Source organism: Bartonella sp. B10834G3 (assembly GCF_016102505.1).
Taxonomy (GTDB): domain Bacteria; phylum Pseudomonadota; class Alphaproteobacteria; order Rhizobiales; family Rhizobiaceae; genus Bartonella; species Bartonella choladocola.
Genome location: NZ_JACFOM010000002.1, coordinates 250,171 through 275,401 on the forward strand (window position 1 = coordinate 250,171; position 25,231 = coordinate 275,401).

Genomic DNA, 25,231 nt, shown 5'->3' on the forward strand with positions numbered 1-25,231 from the left:
AACAAATGGGTAAAGTAACCGGTTTTCTTGAAATAGATCGCCAATCGCAGAAGTATCAACCAGCTTCTGATCGCATCCGCCATTTTCGTGAATTTACAATTCCGATGTCCGAGGCAGAGGTGCAAAAACAGGCTGCACGTTGTATGGATTGCGGAATTCCTTATTGCCACGGTTCGACAGGGTGTCCGGTCAATAACCAGATACCTGATTGGAACGACCTCGTTTATAAGGGGAATTGGAAAGAAGCGATCAGCAATCTTTTGTCCACCAACAATTTTCCTGAATTTACAGGTCGCGTTTGTCCGGCACCTTGTGAGGAAGCATGCACGCTCAACCTTGAGGATATGCCGGTCACCATCAAAACAATCGAGCAAACACTGGCTGACAAAGCTTTTGCACTCGGTTTTTTTGCGCCGCGCCCCAATGAATCAAAAACGGGAAAGAGGGTTGCGATTATCGGATCGGGACCATCAGGTTTGGCTGCTGCACAACAACTTGCCCGTGCCGGCCATATGGTCGACGTTTACGAAAGGGAAAGCCGTCCCGGTGGGCTGTTGCGTTACGGTATTCCCGATTTCAAGTTGGAAAAACATCACATCGACCGCCGTGTCGAGCAATTGGAAGGTGAGGGTGTCACTTTTTACTGCGGCGTCAATATTGGCGTGGATAAGGCTGTCGACGATCTGTTGAACGAATATGATGCGGTGCTTTATTGCGGGGGTTCCGAGACTCCGCGCAAAATTGACATACCCGGCGTTCATTTTCATGGTGTACATGATGCTATGTGCTATCTTGTGCAGCAAAATAAACGGGTCGGTCGTGAAAATATTGAATCGGTCGGTTGGCCTTCACCGTCTATTACCGCCGACGGAAAGCATGTCGTTGTTGTTGGCGGTGGTGACACGGCATCCGATTGTGTGGGAACGGCCTTCCGTCAGGGGGCGGTTAAAGTAACCCAGCTCGATATTCGCCCGCAACCTCCGGAAAAAGAAGACAAGCTGAGTGTTTGGCCTTATTGGGCAACAAAAATGCGTACATCGACAAGTCAGGCAGAAGGTGCCGAGCGCGAGTTTCAGATTGCTACGCTTGAATTTATTGCCGAAAACGGCGAGTTGACCCATGTAAAATGCTGTCATGTCGACGAGCACCGCAAGCCGATAGCCGGTACCGAATTTTTTATTCGTGCCGATCTTGCGTTTATTGCTATCGGTTTTGCCGGACCGTTTGAAGCAGGCGTCTGCAGTGAATTGGGAGACCGGTTGAAGTTGAAAGTCGACCGTCGGGGTGCGCACTCGGTTCTGGCTGATACGAATAATTATAAAACCAGTATCGATAAATTTTTTGCTGCCGGCGATGTCAGACGTGGCCAGTCACTTGTTGTCTGGGCGATCAGGGAAGGGCGTCAGGCCGCCCGTGCCATTGATGAATTCCTGATGGGCGAGACATTGCTGCCTCGTTAAATCGACGACAAAGAGCGAGCTAGCCGCGATATATGAAGTGCTTCGAGGCTCCGGAATTTCCGGAGCCTTTTTATATTGAAAATTTCAATGGAAGTTTTTGTTTACTTGACTACGCCGGAGCCACGGGATTGACCTGACCGCAGTTATATGTGGTCGGCCACGCGGGTTCTACAATTGTTTCATGAGCATATCAGAAACTGACTGAAATAAAGAAAGAATAATGAATTTTGCGTCTGCAGCACCGTTTTACCGCTGGTAATCGAAAACGATTCTATCTGTCAGAACAACGACCAATATCTTGGAAAAAGAATGGTCGGAGCGGCGGGATTCGAACCCACGACCCCTTGACCCCCAGTCAAGTGCGCTACCGGACTGCGCTACGCTCCGAGCCGTGAAGATGGCCTAAAATACTAGCGTTACAAAGGCAAGTGAAAAATTCTTAAAAAATATCAAAATCGGGAAAAACACGATCCCAATTCATTATTGAGGGTTAAATTGGCCGCAAAACTGGCCAGAACACGAGCTACCCAGCCTGTGGAATTTTATGATTGAAAGCTCTCGGCTTGCGAACGCGCGCTTGCCGTTAACTTCGTTGATCGCATTATTGGAGTTATGTCGGGTGATAGAATGTTTTTGGCAACGGGGGGGCGGCAAGCGAGGCTGCCAGACGTGTTGCCGACAACGGGGAGTTCTGACAAAATGGGGACGCCAAACAGATTTCTTGCAACTGGGAGTTCTGGCAAAATGGGGCGCTGCTAAAAAAAGGGGGGGCAAAAGGGAGTTTCAGTAAAGGGAAACTTTCAAAATTTTGAATTGGCACTTCAAAAAGTCTAATCCCTATAATTCCAGTTCCGGTTTGTTGGCCGGAAACCGTATAAAATTTTGATAAACAGGGTATTTTCTGAGGGAAAGTCAGTTCGGCTACTTTGTTTTCGCTGGTTGAATGCTTCTTCAGCTGTAACTGACGGTTGACCGATTTTTCGTAAGCGACTTTCCGTAACCTACTGAACAGCTAACCTATTATACCGGATTTTCGTCACGTTTTTTATTTTTCATTTTGACGCGGCAAAACAGATTCGAGATATGCGATAAGGTCATCAATATCCGAATCATCATTGAGGCGGATTGACGCCATGCGGGTTCCCTTTACCATTCCTTGCGGATTATGAAGATAGGTTATGAGTGTTTCTCTATTCCAGACGAGACCATTCTGGCCGGCATTTATCATTGCGGGAGAATAACGGTAACCTTCCAGCGATCCCGCTTTGCGGCCTATGATTCCTTGCAGCGTCGGACCAATACGATTATCGGGTTTGTCGGCATTATGACAGGCGGCACATCGTTTAAAAACAATTTTGCCGTTTTCTATGTCGGCAGCATGTGTTCCCGTAATGATGTTGGCAAAAGCCATAATTGTGAAACAGAAAATAGTAAAATGATGCATCGGAACAATCAGATTTCAGCTGAAGCAATTTGAACCCATTAGTGATTAGCACCAATTTCGGTTTTTTGGTATTCTAACATTCGCTCGGTTTCGCATCAAAGTAGAACTATACCTTGACGGAAAACGTTTAAGACACCAGATTAGCAGCAAGGATTTTAAAGGAGTTATCCATTCTATGGCCGGATTTTCAGTAATCACCATGACTGATGCTGCCAAGGAGCGCATCAAAGATATTATGCATGACAATAATGCATATGGAATTGTCGTCGGTGTAAAAAAAGGTGGTTGTGCGGGCATGGAATACACCGTTGATCTTGCCGAATCGGCTGTTGAAAATGCCGATCTCGCCGAGGATGATGGTGCTCGTGTTTTTGTATCCCGCGAAGCGACGCTGTTTCTTCTTGGAACACAGATAGATTTCGAGAAAACGACTTTGCACACGGGTTTTGTTTTCAATAACCCCAATCAGACATCTGCTTGCGGTTGCGGGCTATCAGTGGAAATTCGGCCTGTCGCCCAAGCCGATCTGGAGATGGCGCAGAAATAACCCGAATAATAACAACCTGAATTATCAGGTGTTATTCGGTTATCACCGTCGCCAAGTGGTTTCGCTGTTCAAGCTTGTCGATTGCCGGTTGATGGTTCTAATTCCTTCAGTTTCACACGAAAGGTGTTCTTTTTCCCGATCACACAATCAGGCGTTTACCGCTTTACAAGTTTGGCTTCGTTCCAAAATTTCTCCATCTCTTCGAGGTTCGCGTCTGACAAGGTTTTATTTTGTTTTGCCAATGCGTTTTCAATAAAATTGAAACGATAACGGAATTTTTTGTTGGCTTTTTTCAAAGCATTTTCCGGTGAAATGTCGAGCGTTCGTGCCAGATTGAGAACGGTGAAATAGACATCACCAAATTCGTCTTCGATATTTTTTTTCTCGCCCGTTTGCAGCGCTTCTTCGAGTTCTGATAATTCCTCGTCAATTTTTTCAAAAACAGGCTCCGGTCTTACCCAGTCAAATCCGGTTTGTGCTGCTCTTTCTTGTAAAGCAATGGCTTCCTTTTCCGGCGGTTGAGCTGTTTTTACGGTTGCGAGGTAGCCTTTTTTAGTGTCATCGGGAAGACCTGCCTTGTTGCGCTTCTCCAGTCTTTCGGCTTTTTCTTCTTTTTTTATACGTTCCCATTCCCCTTTGATAAGTCCGCGCTCTTTTTGTTCGGCTGTTCCGAAAACGTGCGGGTGACGGCGTATCATCTTTTTTGTGATTGCGTAAACGACATCACCAAAGTCGAAACTTCCTTCTTCTTCCGCTATTCGGGCATAATAAACGACCTGCAAAAGCAGATCGCCCAATTCCTCGCAAAGATCATATTTATCGTCGCGGTCAATAGCGTCGGCGACCTCGTAAACCTCTTCAACCGTGTAAGGAACTATAGTTTTCAAGTTCTGTTCTTTATCCCAAGGACAACCGGTTTCCGGATCACGTAAAGACTTCATGATTTCAATGAGCCGGTTTATATTTTTGGAAGGTTCCATTTTTGTTAATCTTTCGGAAGTTAAAAAGCGTTCTAAAATATTCCTTGTTACGGCTTGTCAGTAATAGAGAATTCTTTCATAAAAGTCACATCTGTTGTGTTTTACGGGTTTTATTATGAATATTTTGGTAACTGGTGGCGCGGGTTACATTGGGTCGCATTGTTCTGTCGCACTGATGAAAGCAGGCTATCGCGTCGTGATTCTGGATAATTTTGGCAACAGTCATCCTGAAGTATTGCGCAGGATAGAAAAAATTACCGGACGTGCTCCGATCAATGAGTCTGGCGATATAAGGGATCGAAGCTTTGTTGAATATGTTTTGGAGCATCATAAGTGTGACGCTGTTATGCATTTCGCGGGGCTAAAATCAGTTGCCGAATCGGAAAAAAAACCTGACCTCTATTACGATTGCAATGTTGTTGGCAGTTTAAGGCTATTACAAGCCATGAAATCAACCGGCGTCAAGAAATTGGTTTTTTCTTCGACTGCTACTGTTTATGGTGTTCCGAAATATCTCCCTTACGATGAAAAACATCCCCTCAATCCAGTAAGCGTTTATGGTCGCACGAAACTGACAGTCGAGAATATGTTGCGTGACTTTTACGCGAGCGATCCGACATGGGCATTTTCGATTCTGCGTTATTTTAATCCCGTCGGTGCGGACGAGAGCGGATTGATTGGTGAAGATCCTAAAGGAACACCCAATAATCTTATGCCGATTATTGCTCAGGCTGCATCCGGAAGACGCGATAAAGTGATGATCTGGGGGAATGATTATGATACCGAAGATGGAACCGGAGTGCGTGATTATATTCATGTGAGTGACTTGGCAGAGGGGCATTTACGAGCCTTGAAAACCTTGGAACATCCCGGTTGCGATGTCATCAACCTTGGGCGTGGGCGCGGCTATAGCGTGATGGATGTTATCAAGGCATTTGAACATATATCCAACAGGAAAATAAAATATGAAGTCGGGCCAAGACGCCCCGGTGATATTGGGGAATTTTTTGCCAATCCATCAACCGCATTTGAAAAGCTTCATTGGCGTGCCGAAAAAGATTTGGAAAAAATGTGCACCGATATGTGGAATTTTCAGGTCAAGAACCCAGATGGTTATAAATAGGGTTTCATTAAGAAGGAAATATCATGAAAATTAGTGCACGTAATATATTGAAGGGTAAGATTGTAGCCATCAAAAAGGGTGCTACAACCGCCCATGTCCAGATTGATATTGGTGGCGCAATTGTAACAGCCTCCATCACCAACGAAGCGGTTGATGATCTACAGTTGAAGGAAGGTGAACAAGCCGCTGCTGTTATAAAATCTTCCGATGTCATGGTCGCTGTTGCTGACTGAGCCGGTTTATTTTCACTCGTCAGCCCGTCACATGTAACGCTCCCGGCTCGCCCGTTTTACTTTAAAAAAGTTTCCGGTTATCAGCTTTCATCCGGAAAATCGGGCGGGTTTCATAGCGGGCAAATGGCTGTGTTTGCCCGCAATGAAGCTGTCATCGGCCTTGTCTTCTGACAAACGGTTTTGTCTTCTGACAAGCGGTTTTGTCTCACGACAACCGGTTTTGTTTCCGGATAAGGGGTTTTGTAACCAGACAAAAGATCAAGCTTTCTTGCCGGAGCTTGGCTATTCTTTATGTTCCGGTACGCTGTTGAGCCAGTGTGTTAGAATTGCAGTCGGAACGACGACAAAGCACAGCACGATATAACAAAAACGAAACACGATAAAATGTCAGGTCATCATTGAACATTCTGACGGTGTGTTTACGGGAAATTACAAAAATTATGAAACCCGCCTGAGTGAAATTTATCAGTCACCATAAAGGATTTCGGGTTTTGTGAAATAGCAGCAATATCCGGCAGGTTAAGGGCGGCTTTCCGACACGACAATAAAGAACCAAAGGAAGGGCGATATATCGCTTATGCCTGACGGCTTTAATCGTCCCAGCGTTTATGAAACCACATCCATTGTCCGGGATATTCACGCACCCAGGTTTCGACAATATCATTGAGTTTCTGGGCGGCTTTGACCTCGTCAATATTACCGTCATCATCCTTGGGTAAGTCGAAACGCTCATAAAGCTCAAGGCGATAACGCCCTCCGGGTAGCCGGATAGAGCGGGCAGGGTAGACATCGCAATCATACTGGCGCGCAAGCTTAATCAATAGCGGATTTGTTCTGACAGGTCTGCCGAAAAATGTCCCTTTTATACCGCGCCGAAATTTCTGGTCGACCAGCATACCGACATCTTCACCTTCGGCAAGTTTGCCCGCAAGTGCCCAGGCCGCACCGGCTTTCGAGGGAACGAGATGCCCCATTGCAGTCCGTCTCGCTTTTAAAACGCGTTTGGCAATATAGGGATTGTTGGGGGGGCGAAAAAGCGCAGTAACATTGAGATCGAAAGTTGCGGCACAAATGGGTAAAAGCTCGAAATTGCCGGTGTGCGCTGTGAAAAATATGTGCGGCTTTTTTTCGTCCCGAAGCCGGACAAAAATATCAATTCCATCAACTTCAACGAGGCCCGGTTTTTCATCATTCGGATTGAAGTCGAAAATTTTGTCAAGAAACACATATTCGGCAAATAACCGCCCCATATTTTCCCACATTTCAAGGGCGGTTTTGCGGATCCATTGCGGATCTTTTTCAGGATATGCCTTGCGCAAATTTTCCAGCGCTATTTTGTGGCGCGGCAGTAACGGCCCGACAGTGCGGGCAAACCACGCGAAAAAGCCGATACCGGCCTTTGCAGGCAGGTGGCTGACAAGCGCCATCAATCCGGAAACAAAATGGGCCCAAGACCAGTCCCACCAGTCTTTCAGCTTTGCCCGCAAACGAAAAAGGATAAGCTTTAAACGCAATTTCTGCATCAATTGATTTTCAGGATGATTTTACCGAACACTTCACGACTTTCCATCCGTTCCAGTGCTTTTTCAATATCGTCAAAATTAACAATTGTATCGATAACGGGGTGGACAATACCTTGCGCCATTTTTTGCATGGCATTGGCCATATTTTCCATGCGACAGCCAAAAGAACCGAAAATCTTCAATTGTTGTTGGAAGAGTTGCATCAGATTCATTTGTGTGGAGACGCCGGAAGTCGAACCACAGGTGACAAGACGACCGCCCCGTTTCAGACTAAGCATGGAACCGGCCCAGGTATCGGCACCGACATGTTCAAAGACCACGTCAACGCCTTTTTTCTTGGTCAATTTCCGCACAACATGTTCAAAACGATCATCGCGATAATTGATGACAACGTCTGCGCCAAGAGCTTTTGCTTTTTCCATTTTGCTGTCGGAGCCGACCGTCGTATAGACGGTGCAGCCCATGCGCTTTGCCAACTGGATCGCCGCAGAACCGATACCGGAGCCGCCTGCATGGACAAGAACGGTTTCACCGGGTTGAAGTTTGGCATTATCGAACAACATATGTTCGACTGTACCGAATGTTATGGGAGCAACGGCTGCGTCAATTTCGTCGCAATCAAGTGGTGCCGGTACCAATAAACGAGCAGGCAAATTCACCGCTTCGCAGGCAAAACCGTCAATATGAAAGCCGTGAACACCACTTACATGCGTGCAAAGGTTATCACGTCCTTCACGACAAGCTTTACAAAGTCCACAAGTTTTTGCCCCGTAAATGGAAACGAGCTGGCCAACCTGAAGATTGCCGACGCCCGAACCGACTGACCGGATAATTCCGGAAGCTTCAGCACCGATCGTCAGTGGTAACTTACGCTTTGCAAAGGCCATTCCGCGCCAGCCCCAAACATCAATATGATTGAGTGCTACCGCTTTTATCTCGACCGTAACTTCACCATTACCAGGAGCCGGAGGTGGTGCTATTTCGGTTAATTCAAGACGTTTGTCGTCAAGCAATTGCAATGCGCGCATGACCAATCCTTCTTAAAATAATTTGCCAGAGAAGAAAACTAAACGGTGAGTTACCCGTTATAGCCTCTGATGACAAGACTTTCGTTTTGACCACCAAACCCGAAAGAATTTGAAAGAACAGATGTCACCTTCGCCTTGCGGCATTTGTTTGGCACGACATCAAGCTGGATAGCCGGATCAGGTTCATCATAATTGATGGTCGGTGGCATAATTCCTGTCCGGATGGTCAAAAGCGAAAAAACAGCCTCTATAGCGCCGGCCGCGGTCAATGTGTGGCCGATCATGGACTTGTTCGATGACACCGGAACCTTATGGATATGTTCGCCAAATACATTCGACAAAGCGAGATATTCCATTTTTTCATTTTCCGGCGTGGAAGTCCCATGGGCGTTGATATAATCAATATCATTAATACCAATGCCCGCATCTTCCAATGCTTTACGCATTGAACCGGTTGCGGGCGAAGCGTCGGGTTTGGAACGGGTGCGATGAAAATCATCAGCCGTTTCACCGCATCCGGCAAGCAGCCCCAGAACCTTCGCACCACGTTTTAATGCGCTTTCGAGAGATTCAAGAACAAGTGCTCCCGCACCTTCAGCCATGACAAAACCGTCACGGCCTTTGCTGAATGGTTTTGAAGCCTTTTCAGGTATCTGGTTCTGGGTTGATAAAGCCGATAGCAAAGAAAAGCGTATCAACGCTTCGGCAGACACCGAACCGTCGGTACCGATAGTCAATGCACGATCGGTTTCGCCGCGTCTTATCGCTTCAACACCAAGTTGGATTGCTGTTGCTCCGGATGCACAGGCGGTCGATAAGGTGATTGGCAAACCAATTGTTCCAAACCGGTCTTTCAATCGTTCGGCTATATATCCGAATTGGGTTGTCTCGAAGAAACTGTGATGGGGATTTTTGGCACAAACTTCCAAAATAGCCTGATAGGAGGGAGCTTTTTCGTGATCGACTTCAGCATCAAGTGCAAAACGTGATTTCCAATCCAGTTCTACCGGCGGAGCAGCCAGAAACAATGGACCGTTAAATGCAGCTTCATCAAGCCCTGCTTCGTTGATTGCTTCGCTTGCTGCAATAGTTGCCAGTTTTTCCGATAAAGCGGAAGCACCGACATGGCTTTCTTCAAGAAAATCGACAGTGCCGGCTATTTGTGTCGTCAACCCGTCGACCGGAAAACGTGTTATCCGGTGGATACCGCTGACACCATTGATAAGCTTTTGCCAATTTTCTTCTTTACCTTGGCCTAAAGAGCTGATGACACCAGCCCCTGTAATTGCGACAAGTGGCCGCCCCAGATGATCGGTATATTTGTCCATTACAAATCCTTTAGCCAGCTATAAGCCGTGCCATACCTTCGGCTCTCGTTGTGCCAACTGTTGAAACAATGACGCTTTCAAGATTACCGTCGAACGGTTTTTCATCTTCACTCAAGGCTTTGAACGCTTGTTTTTTCTTTATCGCTATAGCACCTAGAGCCAAAGCCAGAGGAAACTGGGCTTCACGCCAATGACCGAACAAAGTGGAAACGCCACGATAGGGAAGTCCGCTTTTATCCCATAAAGCTTTTTCGGTTCTGGTGATGCCTTTCACACCTGACGCACCCGATACAACCAGATCATTTTGTCTTGGCCCGCCGGTTCCTTTGACATGTTCAAACATTCTCTCCAATGTTTTATCAAGGGAAGCGGTTTTTCGGTTTGTTTGATCGGTCACAAAGTCGGAAACAGTGGCGTAAATCTTTGCGCCGCGTTTTTTGGCATATTCCAAACTTTCAAGAACGAGGAAAACACCGCCCGAGCCGGTAACAAGCCCGCCGCCTTGGGAATTTTCCCGCTGCCAGACCGGAGACCACCCGTCCCGCTTCAAAAGTTGTCCCAGTTCCTGTCCCAAAAGCATATCATAATGTTGGGAATTATAAGACCCTCCAACAAGAGCATGGGTGCTCTGACCGGATCGAATTCTTGCAGTTGCAACCATAAAAGCCGCAAGACCGCTTGCCTCTTCCCCCATGAAGCTGCGGGAAGAACCGATAACCTTGTGAACAATAGAGATATTGCCAGCCAAAAGATTGGATAATTGTGCCAAAAAAAGAGTTGGCCGTAATTCGGTTGAAAGCGTTTCATTCAACATGACACCACGGTTTGTTGATGTCCTGCCTTTGTTGAGAATTTCAACATCGACATTGATGTCGCGCTCGCCGCCACCGGCAGCAACAATCATATCCATGGTTGAAGTTACCGGAAGGTCATCTTTGACACCGGCATCTTCCAATGCAAGACCGGCTGCATAAGTGCCCAATCTCTGCCATGTTTCCATCTGTCGCTGATCGCTGCGCTTGGGAATTTGCAGGCTCCAGTCAACTTCACCAAGAGCGTGAACTGTATAAGGAGCAAAGCTTTCCTGATCGAGGTGGGGAGCGAGCGGAGACGCATTCAACATCTCCCAATGTTTCTCCACACCCTCTCCAAGGGAGCTTATCAGACCTATACCGGTAATGACGACAGAATGGTTGTTTGGCATTATATAAGATTATCCGGCGTTTTTCTTGGCTTCAACGAGTTCGTCAATCTTCTTGCAAAGATTTTCCAGAACAAAATATTCATCAGTTCCGACTTTGCCTTCATTAACATCCTGCGTCCATTTTTCCAGCGGTATTTTGATACCGAAATCTTTGTCTATAGCAAAAACAATATCCAGAAAGTCAAGACTATCAATGCCCAGATCGTCGATGGCATGGCTATCCGGCTTAATCGTATTGCGATCGATCTCGCTTGTTTCAGCGATGATGTCGGCAACTCTGTCAAACGTAGAGGTCAATGTGCAATTCCTTTTAATTGTTATGGCTGTCAACCAGCCTCTTAGCGAATCTTTCTAGCGTCTTTCTCGATTAAAAAAAAGACTGAAAGCAGAATTAACATTTCTTATTGCTTCACGGAAACAATATTCCGCCTCTTCCACTATAAAGCCCGTTCTAATTAGGCTTTTTTATGAAAAAAGAGACGGAATACGGTTTACAAAGACAAGTCAGGTAAAAAATGAACAGGATGAAACCTATCCGTTTTGTTTTTGATTCCTTTTTGTATTTGCTTCAAGAACAGCCAATGCAGTCATATTGACAACGCCGCGCGAGGTAACCGAGGTTGTTAAAATATGAGCCGGTCGTGCCGTACCTAACAGGATTGGCCCTACATGCAGGGCATCTGTCAGATTTTTCACGACGTTGAGCGTGATATTGGCTGCGTCAAGATTTGGAAAAACAAGAAGATTTGCTTCTCCTTTCAGTCGGGAACCGGGAAAAACACGATCACGCAATATTTGCGAGAGAGCAGCATCACCATGCATTTCACCATCCGATTCAAGATCGGGAAAACGTTCGGCGAGAATTTCCGAAGCTTTACGCATCTTTTTCGCAGAATCTGTATCCTTGGAACCGAAATTGGAATGTGAAAGCAGTGCGACTTTCGGCTCTATACCAAAGCCGCGAACCTCTTCGGCGGCAAGCGCGGCCATTTCGACAATTTGTTCTGCCGTTGGATCGGTATTCACATAAGTATCGGTAAGAAACAGCGTTCCGCGCTGTGAAATTAACAAGCTCAAGGCAGAAAATTGCCCGACTTTGTTTTCAAGGCCGATAATCTGGTCCACAAGCTGGAGATTTCGGCTGAAACGCCCACCCAGGCCGCAAATCATCGCGTCTGCTTCGTCACGCATGACTGCCAGCGCGGCAATAGCGGTTGTAGAAGTCCGGACAATGGTTTTAGCTGCTTCCGGTGTGACACCACGCCGCCCTGTGTAATGGAGAAGCAGATCGACGTAATCGCGGTAGCGCGGGTCGTTTTGCGGGTTAATCAGCTCGAAATCTTTGCCGGGTCTAATTCTTAGGCCAAAACGTTTCAATCGTGCTTCGACAACTTCCGGACGACCGATCAGAATAGGAACAGCAGTCTGGTCTTCAAGAACAATTTGGGCGGCACGCAGTACACGCTCGTCTTCACCGTCAGCATAAATAACGCGCTTATGTTGGGCAGATTTGGCAGCAGCAAAAACCGGCTTCATGATAAGTCCTGAGCGGAAAACAAAGCGGTTCAGCTTGTCTATATAAGCATTCATATCCGTGATCGGTCGTGTCGCTACACCCGATTCCATCGCGGCTTTTGCAACGGCTGGCGAGATGCGCAGAATAAGCCGGGGGTCAAAAGGCGAGGGGATCAGATAATTCGGACCAAAGTTCAAAGCCTCGCCCGAATAGGCGCGAGCTGCCACATCGGAAGGTTCTTCTTTGGCGAGAGCTGCAATTGCATAGACAGCCGCCGCTTTCATCTCCTCGTTGATTGCCGTTGCCCCGACATCAAGTGCACCACGGAAAATATAAGGAAAGCACAAAACATTATTGACCTGATTGGGGTAGTCTGAACGACCGGTACATATCATTGCATCGGGGCGTACTTTCCGTGCTTCTTCCGGCATAATTTCGGGTGTCGGATTGGCAAGAGCAAGAATGAGTGGCGTTTTAGCCATCTTTGCTACCATTTCAGGTTTTAAAACATTACCGGCAGAAACGCCCAAAAAAATGTCGGCATCCCCGATGATGTCGTCAAGCTTGCGCGCATCGGTTTTCTGCGCATAGACGCTTTTCCAGCGATCCATCAAAGCTTCACGCCCTTCATAAACAACGCCTTCAAGATCGCTCACCCAGATATTTTCTTTTTTTGCTCCGAGGCGAACCAATAGATTGAGGCAGGCAAGGGCGGCCGCTCCGGCTCCGGAAGCGACAATTTTTACATCTTTGATGTTTTTGTGAGCGAGTTCAAGTCCGTTAATAACGGCCGCGCCAACGATAATGGCAGTACCGTGCTGGTCGTCATGAAATACCGGAATATTCATCCGCTCCCTGAGTTGCTCTTCAACTTCAAAACATTCGGGTGCTTTGATGTCTTCGAGATTGATACCGCCGAAAGTCGGCTCCAATGCTGCAACAGTATCAACAATATGGGGAATGTCATTGGCATCTATTTCAATGTCAAATACATCGATATTGGCAAATTTTTTGAAGAGTACAGCCTTGCCTTCCATAACCGGCTTGGCTGCGAGTGGTCCGATATTGCCGAGGCCGAGGACTGCCGTACCGTTAGAGACCACAGCAACCAGATTTGAGCGTGCAGTATATTCGGCGGCCGTTTTCGGATCATCGTGGATAGCCTCGCAAGGGGCAGCTACACCGGGAGAATAGGCAAGCGCCAAATCGCGCTGGTTTCCCAAAGGTGTGGTCGGATGTATTTCAAGTTTTCCGGGGTTCGGATAACGGTGATAAAAGAGAGCTGCTTGTTCGAGTTCTACTTGACGGGGGGATTTGTTTTTTTGTGACATCGGGTTAATCCAAATTTAAAAAGCACTTAAATAAGCGCCGCCATCAATGATAAGGTTTTGGCCGGTTATAAAACCGGATTTTGTCGCGCATAAGAACGCACAAGCCTGCCCGAATTCTTCCGGATTTCCGAAACGTTTAGCCGGATTCTGATTTTGCCTTTTTGCTACGATTTCATGAACCGGAATTCCGGTCTTTTCCGATGCTGCTGCAAAACTTTGTTTTAAACGGTCAGTCAAGAACGGACCGGGCAAAAGATTATTGATCGTGACATTGTCTGCAACGACTGTACGCGCAATTCCGGCAAGAAAAGATGTTAAACCGGCGCGGGCTCCGGATGAAAGATCGAGACCGGCAATAGGAGCATAAACCGATGTCGATGTTATATTGACAATGCGGCCGAATTTTTTGGCAACCATTTTATCAATGACCGCTTTTATCAATTCGATAGGTGTGACCATATTTTGTATGACACCATCAATAATTGTGTTGCGATCAAGCTCACGAAAATCACGAAAGGCAGGACCGTGATTATTTGTGACAAGAATATCGGGATCCGGACATGCTTTGAAGAGATCTCTCTGTCCTTCTTGAGTTGCAACGTCGCCAACCACTTCGATCACTGTTGCACCAGTAAGCGATTTGATTTCTTTCGCTGTCTCGTGAAGACTTTCGCCATGTCGTCCGTTAATGACAACTTCACATCCTTCTTTAGCCAAAGCGATTGCACAAGCTTTGCCTAATCCTTTACTTGACGCGCATATAATCGCTTTACGTGTTGTTAAACCCAAATCCATAGTATTTTTCTTTCAATCCACCTTTTATAATATAAGAACGCGATTATGTCGGCTTTTTTAAGTGGATGCCGCTGTTTTTCATTTTTAGTTGTCGAGATATAGTCTAACTATCCGCAACTGTCATGAGCTACAGGAATGTGTAGCTTACACGAATGTGTTATGTCCAGAAAAACATAGTTAATTGGAGATTAATCTTTCTCGATGATATTTAGGAATGTATTGAGAAGAATCGACATTTCAGGGGGAAATGAACAGGTTGAATGAGTGATCGTATGAAGTCGGCACAACAGAAGTTAAATAAACCGGCAATGGTTAGACATGATATAGAGAACGGAGTTCTGTCTGTTTCGTGTCTTGGCTATTGGAATACGCATACGGTATATCTTATCGACGATGAATTACGCAAACTCGAACACGCCGAGTGCAAAAAAGCTGTATTGGATGCTTCCGGTCTCGAAACTCTGGACACTGCCGGTGCATGGGTGCTCGAACGCCTTTATGTCAAGCTCAAAGAACGCAACATAGAGGTCGAGCTGACAGGAACCAAGCAATCGTGGCATTCGCTTCTCATTACTGTCGGTAAAAGTTTTTCCAATAAAGATGATACACTGAACGAACCCAAGCTACCCGCTTATATCCGCTTTTTTTCCGCCCTGGGTGAAAGGGTCATTAACAGCTACCACGATTTTTTATTGGCAATGGATATATTGGGTGCGACGATTCGCGGTTCCCAGATGAAAAAAGGGAGAGGGTCCGGGGTAAGCCTGCCTGCCGTTGTGACTCAGATCGACCGGATGGGGGTGGGGGCCGTTCCGATTATTATTCTTATGTCATTTATTGTGGGGGCAATTATTGCCCAGCAAGGCGCATTCCAGTTGCGGCTTTTCGGTGCAGAAATTTTTGTGGTCGATCTGGTTGGTATCCTTGTTTTCCGTGAACTCGGTGTGCTTTTAACGGCGATTATGATTGCCGGACGATCGGGAAGTGCGATCACCGCAGAAATCGGCTCTATGAAAATGCGCGAAGAAACCGACGCATTAAAAGTTATGGGGCTTAACCCGATAGGTGTTCTGATTTTTCCGCGACTCGTCGCTCTGGCGATTATTTTGCCACTCCTGACAGTTATTTCCGATCTTGCAGCATTGATCGGCGCAGGCGTTGTTGCAAACCTTTATTCCAATATTTCGTATGCGGCCTTTATTACCCGTCTGAATGACGCTGTCTATACAACAACCTACTTTGCCGGTCTTATCAAGGCTCCTTTCATGGCACTGATTATCGGAATCATTGCTTCGGTCGAGGGGATGAAGGTTGGTGGCAGTGCAGAATCATTGGGGCAACGCGTAACATCTTCGGTCGTCAAGTCCATTTTTGTTGTTATCGTCATCGACGGTTTTTTTGCAATCTTCTATGCTGCGATCAATTTTTAAGAGGTTTTAAGGTGAAAAGAGCCAAACGGAACCATTCGACACTGGATCTCACAACCGATGAAATCATTTCGGTTCGTGATGTTACAGTGCAGTTCGGCAGCAAGAAAGTTCTCGATGGGCTTAATCTCGATATTCACCGTGGTGAAATTCTTGGGTTCATAGGACCATCGGGTGCCGGAAAATCCGTGTTAATGAGAACAATTCTGGGGCTTAATAAAAAAGTATCCGGACATATCAAAATTCTGGGACAGGATATTGATGAAATTTCAGACAATGAAAAAGTCGAGATTGATATGCGTATGGGCGTATTATTCCAACATGGCGCTTTGTTTTCGGCATTGAATGTCTTGGAAAATATACAGGTTCCCATGCGCGAATATCTCGATTTATCGCCGAAATTGATGGACGAACTTGCGAGATTGAAAATCTCTCTGGTCGGTCTGGAGGCCGATACGGCCGAAAAATATCCTTCCGAGCTTTCAGGTGGTATGATTAAACGTGCAGCACTTGCGCGTGCTTTGGCACTCGACCCGCATATTGTGTTTCTTGATGAACCGACATCCGGCCTTGACCCGATCGGTGCGGCAGATTTCGATCTTCTTATTGAAGATTTACGCGACACTATGGGATTAACTGTATATATGGTAACACACGACCTTGATAGCCTCTACGCTGTTTGTGACAGAATAGCGGTTCTCGGTCATAAAAAGGTTATGGTTGAAGGTACGATAGAGGATATGTTGAAGTTTGACGATCCATGGGTTCAATCGTATTTTCGTGGAAAACGGGCAAGGCAGATTGTTCCGCATAAACGCCACCCTGAACCTGAAATAAAAGAGACGGCAGAGTAAGATGGAAACCAGAGCAGATTATGTGACAGTCGGTATCTTCACTGTGGTGACGCTTATCGCTGCTTTTATGATTGTTTATTTTATTGCCCGAATGGGTGATTCCCACCAGCTCGAACCTTTGGATGTCCGCATTCCTGGCTCTGTTACCGGACTGGGCGAAAGCAGTCAGGTATTCTTTAACGGTATACGCGTTGGTACCGTGCGCCGCCTTGTTCTCGATGACACCAACCCCAATATGGTTATCGCAAAAACAGAGATTAACGGCACAACGCCGATAACCCGCTCGACAGTTGCAACATTGGGATTTCAGGGGTTGACGGGACTTGCTTTTATCGAACTTAAAGGTGGTAGCCTAAAAGAACCGAATCTCCTTGAAGAAGCAAAGAAAGAAGATACAGTTGCACGTATTGATGCCGATCCTTCAACATTCAACAATCTTCTGGCAACCGCACAAGATATTTTTGCCCGTGCAAATTCGACATTGGGCGAAATGGAACGATTTATGAAGGATTCACGCGAGCCTCTTACAGAAACGATAAAAAATACCCGCAATTTCTCTGCGACGTTGAACAACAACACCGACAATGTTCAAAAAATTCTTGATGATACCAGACAGATGATGGCGCGATTGAATACCGCCTCGGAAAAAGCCGATTCCATTATGGCCAAGCTTGACAATATGCTCTCGCCGGATAACCGGAACAGTGTCATTGTTCAGGCTCAACAAACCTTGGCCTCTATTCAAAAGGCGGCCGATACTATAAATGAACATATAGGACCTATCGCCAATAATCTGGAACGTTTTTCGGGGCAGGGGTTACGAAATGTCGAGGCTCTTGTCAGTGATAGCCGTCGTTCGGTTGACCGGATAGAAAGAGCCATTTCGGATTTGGAACGTGATCCACAACGCGTGTTATTCGGCGGGACGGGGACTGTTCCACAATATGACGGGAGAACACGTCGATGATAACAGAACGGAAAAAAGTCAGCCGGTTTCTCTCGGTTTCTTTGGGAATCATGTTTACTGCATCGGTTCTTTCCGCCTGTGGTACACCTTCACGCGACACTTATGATCTATCAATCGGCAATGCCACGCTTGAGGGCGCGCAAAAACATCCGAAAATACAAATTCTGGTTGAACAACCGGATGCTGTTAAAGCGCTTGACGGACAGGACATTGTTGTCAAACAGGGCGGTTCTATTTCCTATCTGAAACGGGCCCAATGGAGCGACCGTCTTCCCGATCTTGTTCAGGCACGTCTCATTCAAGCTTATGACAATAGCAATCATTTCGGTGGTGTCGGGCGTCCGGGAGACGGCTTGGCTATCAATTATCGAATCCTCTCGGACATTCGTTCATTTGACGTCAATGTTATGAATGGGCATAATGTGGCGACCCTTGAGATTGCCGTAAAAATTATGGATGACAGAAACGGTAATATAAAAGCGCAGAAAGTTTTCACAGCCAATTCACCTGTGTCGGGTACAAACAACAATCAATATGCTGCCGCTCTGGATAATGCTTTCAAAAAAATTACCAATGATATTGTCAACTGGACAGTTTCGTCTATTTAGCCAAGGGGTTTTAGCCGGTTTCACAAATCATAATGCTGCAAGCCACTCGGTCAACGAGCTTGCGCCTGCTTTTTCGTGATATGGCCGAAAAGCCGGTAGGAGGAGATTTCGCTGTGGCAGCGTGGCGTAGTGCATATTGTTAGAATAGGCGAATACCACGCTTACGCAGGCAGATTTCCGCTATTATTTTAAAGCCGCAGTTTTCCCAACACCTCTATAAAATACGGATAGTGGCGGGGTAGATGATGAAGCCATCACTTACGGATTAAAGACTGTCGAATTGCCTTTTGGAGAATAAATATTCATCCTTCCGGAAAACCGGCGGGAACATCGGTTTCAAACAAAATATTTTATTTCGGAGGTTTCGGATTCGCAGGTATTTTTGTGCATTCCAAAAAACAGATTTCCGGTGCTCAGGAGCCGAACGGCTGCACAATTTGCTAGCCAAAAACCAGAGAGCTTGATTATCTCGTTAAAAAACAGGAAGCTTGAGGATTTTCAAGAGCGCAAAAAAGCGGAAGATCGTGCCGAATTAGAGAAGGTTTCGGTTCTCGGCTTCCAGAATAACGTTCAAACGATATTTTAACCGGATCAGCCTAAGATAAAAAAGGGAGCCTAAGGCTCCCCTTTTTTCAACTTACTGGATGCGTCCACTTGCATGGGCAAGCATTGTATAAACCTTGCCTGTATCGGAAGTCAGATATTTACGTATCGTTTCCCGATCACCGGTTTCTCTCGAAACATCACGTAACAATTTTTCAAAATCGGCAATGTATTGATTGACCGAACGGCGGAACTCACTGTCAACGAGATATTTTTGGCGAATTTTCTCGAATGTCTTCTGACCGCTTAAAGTGTAGAGACGTTGTGTGTAGATGTTCCGTTGACCGCGACGATAATGATCCCAAAGCTGAACTGCTGCATTATGATCTATCGCGCGGACAATATCGACAGAAAGCGAATTCAGCGATTCAATCACATGATCGGCAGGGCGGGGCTGCTCGACTTTGGTCAGTGTTGCGACATCGGGTTCATCTCCACGTGATGCGCGAGCCAGCAGGTTTGAAACCCACCCATCTCTCGCCGGAGGTGTTGTCGTTACCTTTGCAGCAGCAGGGGCCGGCTTTGCAGCGAAATTCTGCTTGAACATCGGCATTGTACGAGGCTTTTCGTCAAAAGACGGAGCCGCAGTCCTTAAATTCGCGCTGGAAGAGGCAGGGCGCGAAAAATTATTGCTTTGTGCGGTTTGCTGCATCAATACCGAAAGTTCTTGCAACGCATTGATCTGGTCGGTTACCGCATGACGCATCTGGTCTGCAGATTCCCTCGTTTGTACCGGCAGTTGGCGAATCGTGTTATTCAAACTGTCGCTTGTTTTTTCAAGTTCGTCCTTGATTGATTGGGTGGCGTGACGAATTTCATCAGTCGCATTGGAGAATTTTGAAGAAGCAACGACCACCATTTCATTGAGACTCTGTTGCAGTCTGAATGCTGAATCGCGTGTGCTTTGGTCGGTTTCTTTCAATGCTGCCCCGATTGCTTCTTCATAATGGGCGATAACTTGACTGATTTCTTCCGACTTTGCCATCAAGGCATTGCTCAATTGAGCCAAAGCATTCTGCTTCTCTTCAACTGTGCCGCTGAACGACGACTGGGATTGTTCAAGCATTTGAACTGCCTGACTGAGAACACCCGCATGTTGATCGATATTCTGCGACATCTGGTTGATTTGTTCGAGAGTATTGCCTGACAAACCTTGTAGAAGCTCGAAATTATTGCTGAGCATCTGGCTGGAATTGTTGATATTCTCGGCAATCTGGTTGCTGTTTTGATAGAACGCATTTGCCGTTTCACTGAGTTGACCGTCAATGTTCTGGATCGAAGCGATCAACGAATTGGCATTGGCACCGATATTCTGCGCAGATTGATCCATTTGCGCCAGTAGACCGGATACATTGCCAAGGAAGTCATCTTTTGCACCCGAAACAGCCTGTAGCGTTTCCGACGTACGTTGTGCCAGTGCATTCAGTAATGCGTCGTTCTGCGCCTGCATGCGTTGCTCGGTTTCTTGTGTCGCCGAGCTGAGTTGGTCGTTAAACTGCGTGGCCATATTACCGATTGATTGTGTGGCTTGCTGAGCTGTCTGACCGAGATTTTCTGCAACGCTTGCCAGTTGCTGAACATTACCGGCAATTTGGCTCGAAGCATTGGCGAATACATTGTTGACGTTTTCGCCAACGCTATTCAATTGATAACCGATATTATTCTGCAATTGCTGCATCGTTTCGTTCAGCAGATTAGAACGTTCCGACAACGACTGTTCGATGGACTGGGCTGAAGCTTCGATGACAGAGTTAAAACGCTCGGCTTGCTGGTTGATAATCCCTTCAGCGCGAGACATTTCCGTATCTAAAGTTGTTGTCAATGTCTGTCCGGCTTCGTTGAAACGGCTTGCTGCTTCATTAATTCTGGAATCGAGTGAAGAGAGAATATTATCTCCGGCTTCGGCAAGAGCCTTGCCAACATTATCCGACTGTTCTGTAAGACTGGTTACAGCACGTTGCCCTGAAGCAGTGAGAACGCCCTCGGCTTTTACTGCAACATCGGCAAAGGACGAGACAAATTCCTGACTGATGTCGGAAATTCTCGAATGAACCTTATCTGTCTCGCTATTCAATGTCGAAAGAATACCATCACTCATATTGGTAAGTGTCGATTGGAGTTTTGCCGCTTCGTCATTGAAAGAGGAAAGTACCTGATTACCCGATTGGGAGAGCATGGCAGAAGCCTTGTCTGTCACTTCGGTGAGTGAAACCTTTAATGTTTCATTTGAATTTTCGATGACGTTGCGGGTTTTTTCAGTTTCTTCGGCGATTGACGTTGTCAATCCGTTACCGGCCGCCGAAAGAACGTCTGAAGCTTTTTGTGTTGCCTCTTCAAGGCTATTGACAAGTTTGTCATTGGCCTCTGTCAGCAAGGAATGTGCCTTGTCTGTTTGGCTCGACAAATTCGTAACGAGACTACCGCTCGACTGGGAAATCAACTCGGCAGCCTTTTTAGCTTCATTACTGAAAACTTCCGATGCGGCCGCTATATTGTCACGCAAATCTCCCGCGAGAGAGACAGCAGAATCTTCCAAAGTTGTTTTGACATTATGAACGCCGACTTCCAATGCTTTTTGCATGGTCTGGGTGCGTTCGTCGAGGATCGCCGTCTGTTCGGAGAATGAACGTGTAATGCCTTCATTGTTCTCGATCACAATGTTTTTCAGTTCATCGGACCTTTGCCCCAGCAAATTGCTTTGGACTTCCAACGAACGGGTGACTTCGCCCAAGGTCGTGGTAAGGCTGTTTTCCAACTCTCTGGCGCGTTCGGTTATCGTATTGGAGCTTGTTGTCAGGCTTTTATTCATAGAACCGATACGCTCGTCGACGGATGCCAACAATGAATCATTGGAAACAGCCAATGCTTTTTCGAGCATTTCGGTGTGATTTTTCAAAGTATCCAGATGGTTTGTGAACGTAGATTTCAACGATTCACTATTGCTGCTAATAGCATCCTGAACTTTCAAAACCTGATTGCCGACGGTTTCGTTAAAAGTTGCATCACCTTTTGCAATGACATCCTTGATGTAATCAATGCGTTCCTCAAGTACACGCGCTTGATCGGCCAGAACTTCATTGAGCGCAGAGCTGTTGACGGTGAGGGAATCCCTCAAAGCATCAGCTCTGGTGTCGATATTGCGCGTTTGCGTATCCAGCAATTCGTTGGCTGTCTCAAAACTTTTTTCGATAGCCGCTTGTAGTGCTCCGGTGCGTTGTTCAATACCCTCGACATAGCCTTGCGAACGTTTGTCGAGCATTTCAACATTTTTAACCATAACTTCTTCAATACCGGTTACATGTTGTGAAAGCACGTCGATCTGGCCTTTTACAATCGCAGAAAGCTTATCTGTCTCGCCACCCAGCATTTCGGTGATGAGTTCACGACCTTCGGCGATCTGTGATTTGAACGCTTCGGCGCGGTTCTTGAGCATATCGCCAAGCGAAATGTCCAAACCGGCTATCTGGTCGGCAAGTATTTTTTTACCGTCATCAACAGTCGTGAGAAAATCATTACGACCGGATGTGAACGCATTGGCAATATCAATGGCACGGGCTTTAAGTGTCTCATTTATTTCTGACGCACGTGAATCGAGTACTCCGCCAAGCTTCTCGGTGTTTTCTTCAAGTTCTTGAGCGCGTTTAATAAATGAATCGATTATCGTGTTGCCTCGTTCGTCCAACGATTTGTCGACGTCGGACAAGCGTTTTTCAAATGCTGCGATAGCTGCTGTTGTTGCATTGTCAAATTCGGCCGACAATGTGTTTGCATGGCTGCCCAGCTTGGATATTCTTTCGTCGAACGTGGATAATACGCGTTCGGTTGCAGCTTGCATCCGCTGTCCGAGTTCTTCGGCTCGCTGTTCTGCTTGCTCGGCCCCCTGATTGAAACTTGACGATATTTTCGCACTGTTGGATTCAAGCCGTTCGGTCGCGTTATTCACGCTTTGCTCTAAATTATTGTAGAGTTCGGAATTCTGTTTTTGCAATTCCTCGGCAGTCTGACGGAACTTTTCGGCAAGTTCACCACTGACACCTTCGCCGACTTCGGCAAGGCGCGCAACGAGATCTTCTCCCTGTTGCTGGAGTGATTTTGTCAGTGTTTTTGTGACGTTTTCAACATTGGCGGAAATGTTGGAGGTAATGAGGCTAAATTCCTTGCCCAGCTCGTTTTGCGTTCCGCGAATGGTTGATTGTACACGATCGGCATGGCCAAGAATCGCCTCGCGTTCTGTGCTCAATTCGCTGATAAGATTATGAATGCGTGATTCGTTTTCTGTATAAGCGCGTTCAAGGTTTTGTACTTCACCCTGAATAAGTGCTTCGAGTTCTACCGCACGCGACAACGTCCGTTCGATGCCTTCGTTCATAGCGGCGACTTCCTGACGGATCGTCTTGCCTAACGAAACAGCATGTTCCTCTGTCGATTGCGGATGGCTTAGTCGTAATGCAGCATCGCTGACCGCGGCCGCGATATTCTTGAGTTCGCTCGAACGTTTCGATAATTGTGCAAATCCCCAGAACATCAAAATAGGCACTGCCGTTCCCGCAGCCACCGCAAGACCGACAGGAGTGGTAGCAAATGCGGCAAGTCCCGCCGGTGCCAATGTATTTGCAACGTAAGCACCACCGGCTGCCCAAAGTGCACTTAAAGCTGTTGTGCTCCAATAAATGCGCGATGGTTTGTTGGTATAGGTTCCACGAACGGCGACAAGATTGAGGTCGTCATTGGCAGGGCGAGGCTGATTGGCGATCAGTGTGTCGTGAACCGTACCACCAGTTGATTCGCGCACCGGTTTTTTCCCGAAAAGGCTTTCTGCCACAGATTCGTCAACAGCCGGTCCCGCCGGACCGTTGCGTTTCGCAGACGGAGCATTTTCGGCGGCAAGTTCTTCTGTCGCTTGCGCTATCTGCTCGGCAAGGTCATCAAGATCTATGAGCCCGTTGTTTGGTTGGGCAGCATTGTCTTTTGTCGGGGCATTATCGAAGTTGAAGTCTAAAGCCTGTTCAAGTGCTTCTTCTACTTCGACATCAATCTTTTCTGCCTTGGTTCTGCGTGCCATCTTAGCCTCTTTACTCTATACACATTGAAAGACGGTGGTACTTTCAATAAAGCTTGCCTATCCTAACCTTTAAGGAATTAGAAAGGAATACGTTCTTGGCTAAAGTTTGAAAAGTTTTAAGATAAAGTTAACGGAACTTCGTCAAGACTCGAAAATTCGGTAAAAAAATCCGAAGAAACAATGAGATAGGGTGATTGGTTTGGTACAGATATGTTTCGTAAACACGCGTGAACAACAGCAATTTGTTGTGGATAGCCCATCAGGTTTGACGTTGATGGAGGCAGCATTGGGAAATAATGTTCCCGGAATCGTTGCTGAATGTGGCGGAGCGTGTTCATGTGCAACATGCCACGTTTATATAGATGAGAACTGGTTGTCACGCGTCGGAGACCCGAACCCGATGGAAGATGATATGCTCGATTTTGCTTATGACAGACGTGAAAATTCCAGACTTTCATGCCAGATAACTCTTGACGAAAGTCTGGACGGTCTTGTTGTTTATATTCCGGAACGACAGGGGTGAGAATTATTTTCTCGATTGTTCGAGTTTCTGCAACCTTGCAACGAGCAAATTTATGAAACGATGTTCAAAGTTTACTGCTTCAGCCCGATCAAATTCCTTTTGCGCATTTTCGTGGTTTGCCAATATTTTATAGGTTGTTTTTTCAATGTCTTCTTTCAAGAGATTGCAATCGGTTCTGTAGGGTAAACTTTTTACCGCTCTTTCGATTTGCGAGGCATGGGCTCGCGCAATGACAATGTGGCTTTCTTCGTGACGCTGAATATCGCGGGACAAAGTGTCCCAGACGAGTGCCATTTCGATTGACTTGGTGGTTCTGCGTTGCTTCCAGCGTGGCAGAGACATTTTTGCGTGCACATCGACACTGACAGAAGCAACCTTGCAATAACGCCCGTCCTGAACCAGTTTCAAGCGTGGATCAAACGAAATTGTCGTAGCACCGGGATGATGGCTGCCTGTGCTTTTCAGATAGGGGCCTTTATGTGCCAGTCCTTTATCCAATTGTTCAGGGGTTGTGCCCGATAAAGTGTAGTAGCTGACAGTTTTATAAATTCTGGCCGCATTGGCCGTCAAACAGGACGGTATCAAGAAAATACATGTAGCAGTTAAAATACCAAAAGTTTTTTTGAACATTTTAATCTCTGTCGTTAAATGTCGTAAGTTGTTCTAGACATTTAC

Annotated in this window: 20 protein-coding genes and 1 tRNA gene; 9 read left to right on the forward strand and 12 right to left on the reverse strand. The window is 46.5% G+C overall.

Annotated elements, in window-relative coordinates; all coding sequences use genetic code 11:
- The first annotated feature begins 5 nt into the window (after positions 1-5).
- Entirely contained in the window at positions 6-1,460 is a 1,455-nt protein-coding gene (locus H3S94_RS06545) for a glutamate synthase subunit beta (RefSeq protein WP_198231032.1), read from the forward strand.
- A 310-nt stretch (positions 1,461-1,770) separates the two neighbouring features.
- On the opposite strand, the gene H3S94_RS06550 is transcribed toward H3S94_RS06545, so the two are convergent.
- Positions 1,771-1,847 (reverse strand) — tRNA-Pro (locus H3S94_RS06550).
- Positions 1,848-2,505: 658 nt separating this feature from the next.
- Positions 2,506-2,904 carry a cytochrome c family protein gene (locus H3S94_RS06555; protein WP_246786437.1) on the reverse strand — a complete coding sequence of 133 codons (399 nt, stop codon included), beginning with the start codon at positions 2,902-2,904 and terminating at the stop codon, positions 2,506-2,508.
- Positions 2,905-3,079: 175 nt separating this feature from the next.
- Between H3S94_RS06555 and H3S94_RS06560 the strand changes: the two genes are divergently transcribed.
- Positions 3,080-3,451: an iron-sulfur cluster assembly accessory protein gene (locus tag H3S94_RS06560; protein ID WP_077991986.1), complete on the forward strand. Its 372-nt coding sequence runs from the start codon at positions 3,080-3,082 to the stop codon at positions 3,449-3,451.
- Between the two features lie 155 nt (positions 3,452-3,606).
- Here H3S94_RS06560 and mazG read toward each other — a convergent pair whose 3' ends face one another.
- Complete coding sequence (gene mazG / locus H3S94_RS06565; protein WP_198240602.1) at positions 3,607-4,431, reverse strand: nucleoside triphosphate pyrophosphohydrolase; 825 nt, start codon at positions 4,429-4,431, stop codon at positions 3,607-3,609.
- A 115-nt stretch (positions 4,432-4,546) separates the two neighbouring features.
- Here mazG and galE point away from each other — a divergent pair, with 115 nt between their 5' ends.
- Positions 4,547-5,554, forward strand: a complete 1,008-nt coding sequence (gene galE, locus H3S94_RS06570) for a UDP-glucose 4-epimerase GalE (RefSeq protein WP_198240603.1) — start codon at positions 4,547-4,549, stop codon at positions 5,552-5,554.
- A 23-nt stretch (positions 5,555-5,577) separates the two neighbouring features.
- A complete protein-coding gene (locus H3S94_RS06575; protein WP_198231035.1) occupies positions 5,578-5,787 on the forward strand; it encodes a molybdopterin-binding protein in 210 nt (69 codons plus the stop codon).
- A gap of 590 nt (positions 5,788-6,377) precedes the next feature.
- Here H3S94_RS06575 and H3S94_RS06580 read toward each other — a convergent pair.
- The 7 genes from H3S94_RS06580 to H3S94_RS06610 form a co-directional block, all read right to left on the reverse strand.
- Positions 6,378-7,310, reverse strand: a complete 933-nt coding sequence (locus tag H3S94_RS06580; RefSeq protein WP_198231036.1) for a lipid A biosynthesis lauroyl acyltransferase — start codon at positions 7,308-7,310, stop codon at positions 6,378-6,380.
- On the reverse strand, positions 7,310-8,338 hold the full coding sequence (locus H3S94_RS06585) for a zinc-binding dehydrogenase (protein WP_198231037.1): 1,029 nt from the start codon (positions 8,336-8,338) through the stop codon (positions 7,310-7,312). The genes H3S94_RS06580 and H3S94_RS06585 overlap by 1 nt, the downstream gene beginning before the upstream one ends.
- Positions 8,339-8,388: 50 nt before the next feature.
- Positions 8,389-9,666 (reverse strand): beta-ketoacyl-ACP synthase, encoded by a 1,278-nt coding sequence (locus H3S94_RS06590; protein ID WP_198240604.1) that lies wholly within the window; start codon positions 9,664-9,666, stop codon positions 8,389-8,391.
- A 10-nt stretch (positions 9,667-9,676) separates the two neighbouring features.
- The gene (locus H3S94_RS06595) at positions 9,677-10,870 is read right to left on the reverse strand and encodes a beta-ketoacyl-ACP synthase (RefSeq protein ID WP_198240605.1); all 1,194 of its coding nucleotides are present in this window, start codon (positions 10,868-10,870) and stop codon (positions 9,677-9,679) included.
- A gap of 9 nt (positions 10,871-10,879) precedes the next feature.
- The gene (locus tag H3S94_RS06600; RefSeq protein WP_077992005.1) at positions 10,880-11,167 is read right to left on the reverse strand and encodes an acyl carrier protein; all 288 of its coding nucleotides are present in this window, start codon (positions 11,165-11,167) and stop codon (positions 10,880-10,882) included.
- 234 nt (positions 11,168-11,401) lie between these two features.
- A complete protein-coding gene (locus tag H3S94_RS06605) occupies positions 11,402-13,717 on the reverse strand; it encodes an NADP-dependent malic enzyme (protein WP_077992007.1) in 2,316 nt (771 codons plus the stop codon).
- 15 nt (positions 13,718-13,732) lie between these two features.
- Positions 13,733-14,512 (reverse strand): SDR family oxidoreductase, encoded by a 780-nt coding sequence (locus H3S94_RS06610; RefSeq protein WP_198240606.1) that lies wholly within the window; start codon positions 14,510-14,512, stop codon positions 13,733-13,735.
- A gap of 260 nt (positions 14,513-14,772) precedes the next feature.
- Between H3S94_RS06610 and H3S94_RS06615 the strand changes: the two genes are divergently transcribed.
- The 4 genes from H3S94_RS06615 to H3S94_RS06630 are packed head-to-tail and all read left to right on the forward strand — an operon-like array spanning position 14,773 to position 18,368.
- Complete coding sequence (locus H3S94_RS06615) at positions 14,773-15,942, forward strand: MlaE family lipid ABC transporter permease subunit (protein WP_198240607.1); 1,170 nt, start codon at positions 14,773-14,775, stop codon at positions 15,940-15,942.
- Between the two features lie 11 nt (positions 15,943-15,953).
- Entirely contained in the window at positions 15,954-16,793 is an 840-nt protein-coding gene (locus H3S94_RS06620; protein WP_077992013.1) for an ABC transporter ATP-binding protein, read from the forward strand.
- 1 nt (position 16,794) lies between these two features.
- Complete coding sequence (locus tag H3S94_RS06625) at positions 16,795-17,760, forward strand: MlaD family protein (RefSeq protein WP_077992014.1); 966 nt, start codon at positions 16,795-16,797, stop codon at positions 17,758-17,760.
- On the forward strand, positions 17,757-18,368 hold the full coding sequence (locus H3S94_RS06630; RefSeq protein WP_077992016.1) for an ABC-type transport auxiliary lipoprotein family protein: 612 nt from the start codon (positions 17,757-17,759) through the stop codon (positions 18,366-18,368). The genes H3S94_RS06625 and H3S94_RS06630 overlap by 4 nt, the downstream gene beginning before the upstream one ends.
- 637 nt (positions 18,369-19,005) lie before the next feature.
- Here the strand turns inward: H3S94_RS06630 and H3S94_RS06635 are convergent.
- Positions 19,006-24,033 (reverse strand): hypothetical protein, encoded by a 5,028-nt coding sequence (locus tag H3S94_RS06635; protein WP_198240608.1) that lies wholly within the window; start codon positions 24,031-24,033, stop codon positions 19,006-19,008.
- Positions 24,034-24,232: 199 nt separating this feature from the next.
- Between H3S94_RS06635 and H3S94_RS06640 the strand changes: the two genes are divergently transcribed.
- Positions 24,233-24,556, forward strand: coding sequence for a 2Fe-2S iron-sulfur cluster-binding protein (locus tag H3S94_RS06640; RefSeq protein WP_077994525.1), 324 nt, complete (start codon positions 24,233-24,235; stop codon positions 24,554-24,556).
- Positions 24,557-24,559: 3 nt separating this feature from the next.
- On the opposite strand, the gene H3S94_RS06645 is transcribed toward H3S94_RS06640, so the two are convergent.
- A complete protein-coding gene (locus H3S94_RS06645) occupies positions 24,560-25,186 on the reverse strand; it encodes a DUF922 domain-containing Zn-dependent protease (protein WP_077992019.1) in 627 nt (208 codons plus the stop codon).
- Between the last annotated feature and the right edge of the window lie 45 nt (positions 25,187-25,231).

Excerpts from the sequence above, each read along its gene's own strand:
- H3S94_RS06545 (WP_198231032.1), top strand. The coding sequence starts at position 6 with ATGGGTAAAGTAACCGGTTTTCTTGAAATAGATCGCCAATCGCAGAAG.
- H3S94_RS06555 (WP_246786437.1), bottom strand. The coding sequence starts at position 2,904 with ATGCATCATTTTACTATTTTCTGTTTCACAATTATGGCTTTTGCCAAC.
- H3S94_RS06560 (WP_077991986.1), top strand. The coding sequence starts at position 3,080 with ATGGCCGGATTTTCAGTAATCACCATGACTGATGCTGCCAAGGAGCGC.
- mazG (WP_198240602.1), bottom strand. The coding sequence starts at position 4,431 with ATGGAACCTTCCAAAAATATAAACCGGCTCATTGAAATCATGAAGTCT.
- galE (WP_198240603.1), top strand. The coding sequence starts at position 4,547 with ATGAATATTTTGGTAACTGGTGGCGCGGGTTACATTGGGTCGCATTGT.
- H3S94_RS06575 (WP_198231035.1), top strand. The coding sequence starts at position 5,578 with ATGAAAATTAGTGCACGTAATATATTGAAGGGTAAGATTGTAGCCATC.
- H3S94_RS06580 (WP_198231036.1), bottom strand. The coding sequence starts at position 7,310 with ATGCAGAAATTGCGTTTAAAGCTTATCCTTTTTCGTTTGCGGGCAAAG.
- H3S94_RS06585 (WP_198231037.1), bottom strand. The coding sequence starts at position 8,338 with ATGCGCGCATTGCAATTGCTTGACGACAAACGTCTTGAATTAACCGAA.
- H3S94_RS06590 (WP_198240604.1), bottom strand. The coding sequence starts at position 9,666 with ATGGACAAATATACCGATCATCTGGGGCGGCCACTTGTCGCAATTACA.
- H3S94_RS06595 (WP_198240605.1), bottom strand. The coding sequence starts at position 10,870 with ATGCCAAACAACCATTCTGTCGTCATTACCGGTATAGGTCTGATAAGC.
- H3S94_RS06605 (WP_077992007.1), bottom strand. The coding sequence starts at position 13,717 with ATGTCACAAAAAAACAAATCCCCCCGTCAAGTAGAACTCGAACAAGCA.
- H3S94_RS06610 (WP_198240606.1), bottom strand. The coding sequence starts at position 14,512 with ATGGATTTGGGTTTAACAACACGTAAAGCGATTATATGCGCGTCAAGT.
- H3S94_RS06615 (WP_198240607.1), top strand. The coding sequence starts at position 14,773 with ATGAGTGATCGTATGAAGTCGGCACAACAGAAGTTAAATAAACCGGCA.
- H3S94_RS06625 (WP_077992014.1), top strand. The coding sequence starts at position 16,795 with ATGGAAACCAGAGCAGATTATGTGACAGTCGGTATCTTCACTGTGGTG.
- H3S94_RS06630 (WP_077992016.1), top strand. The coding sequence starts at position 17,757 with ATGATAACAGAACGGAAAAAAGTCAGCCGGTTTCTCTCGGTTTCTTTG.
- H3S94_RS06635 (WP_198240608.1), bottom strand. The coding sequence starts at position 24,033 with ATGGCACGCAGAACCAAGGCAGAAAAGATTGATGTCGAAGTAGAAGAA.
- H3S94_RS06645 (WP_077992019.1), bottom strand. The coding sequence starts at position 25,186 with ATGTTCAAAAAAACTTTTGGTATTTTAACTGCTACATGTATTTTCTTG.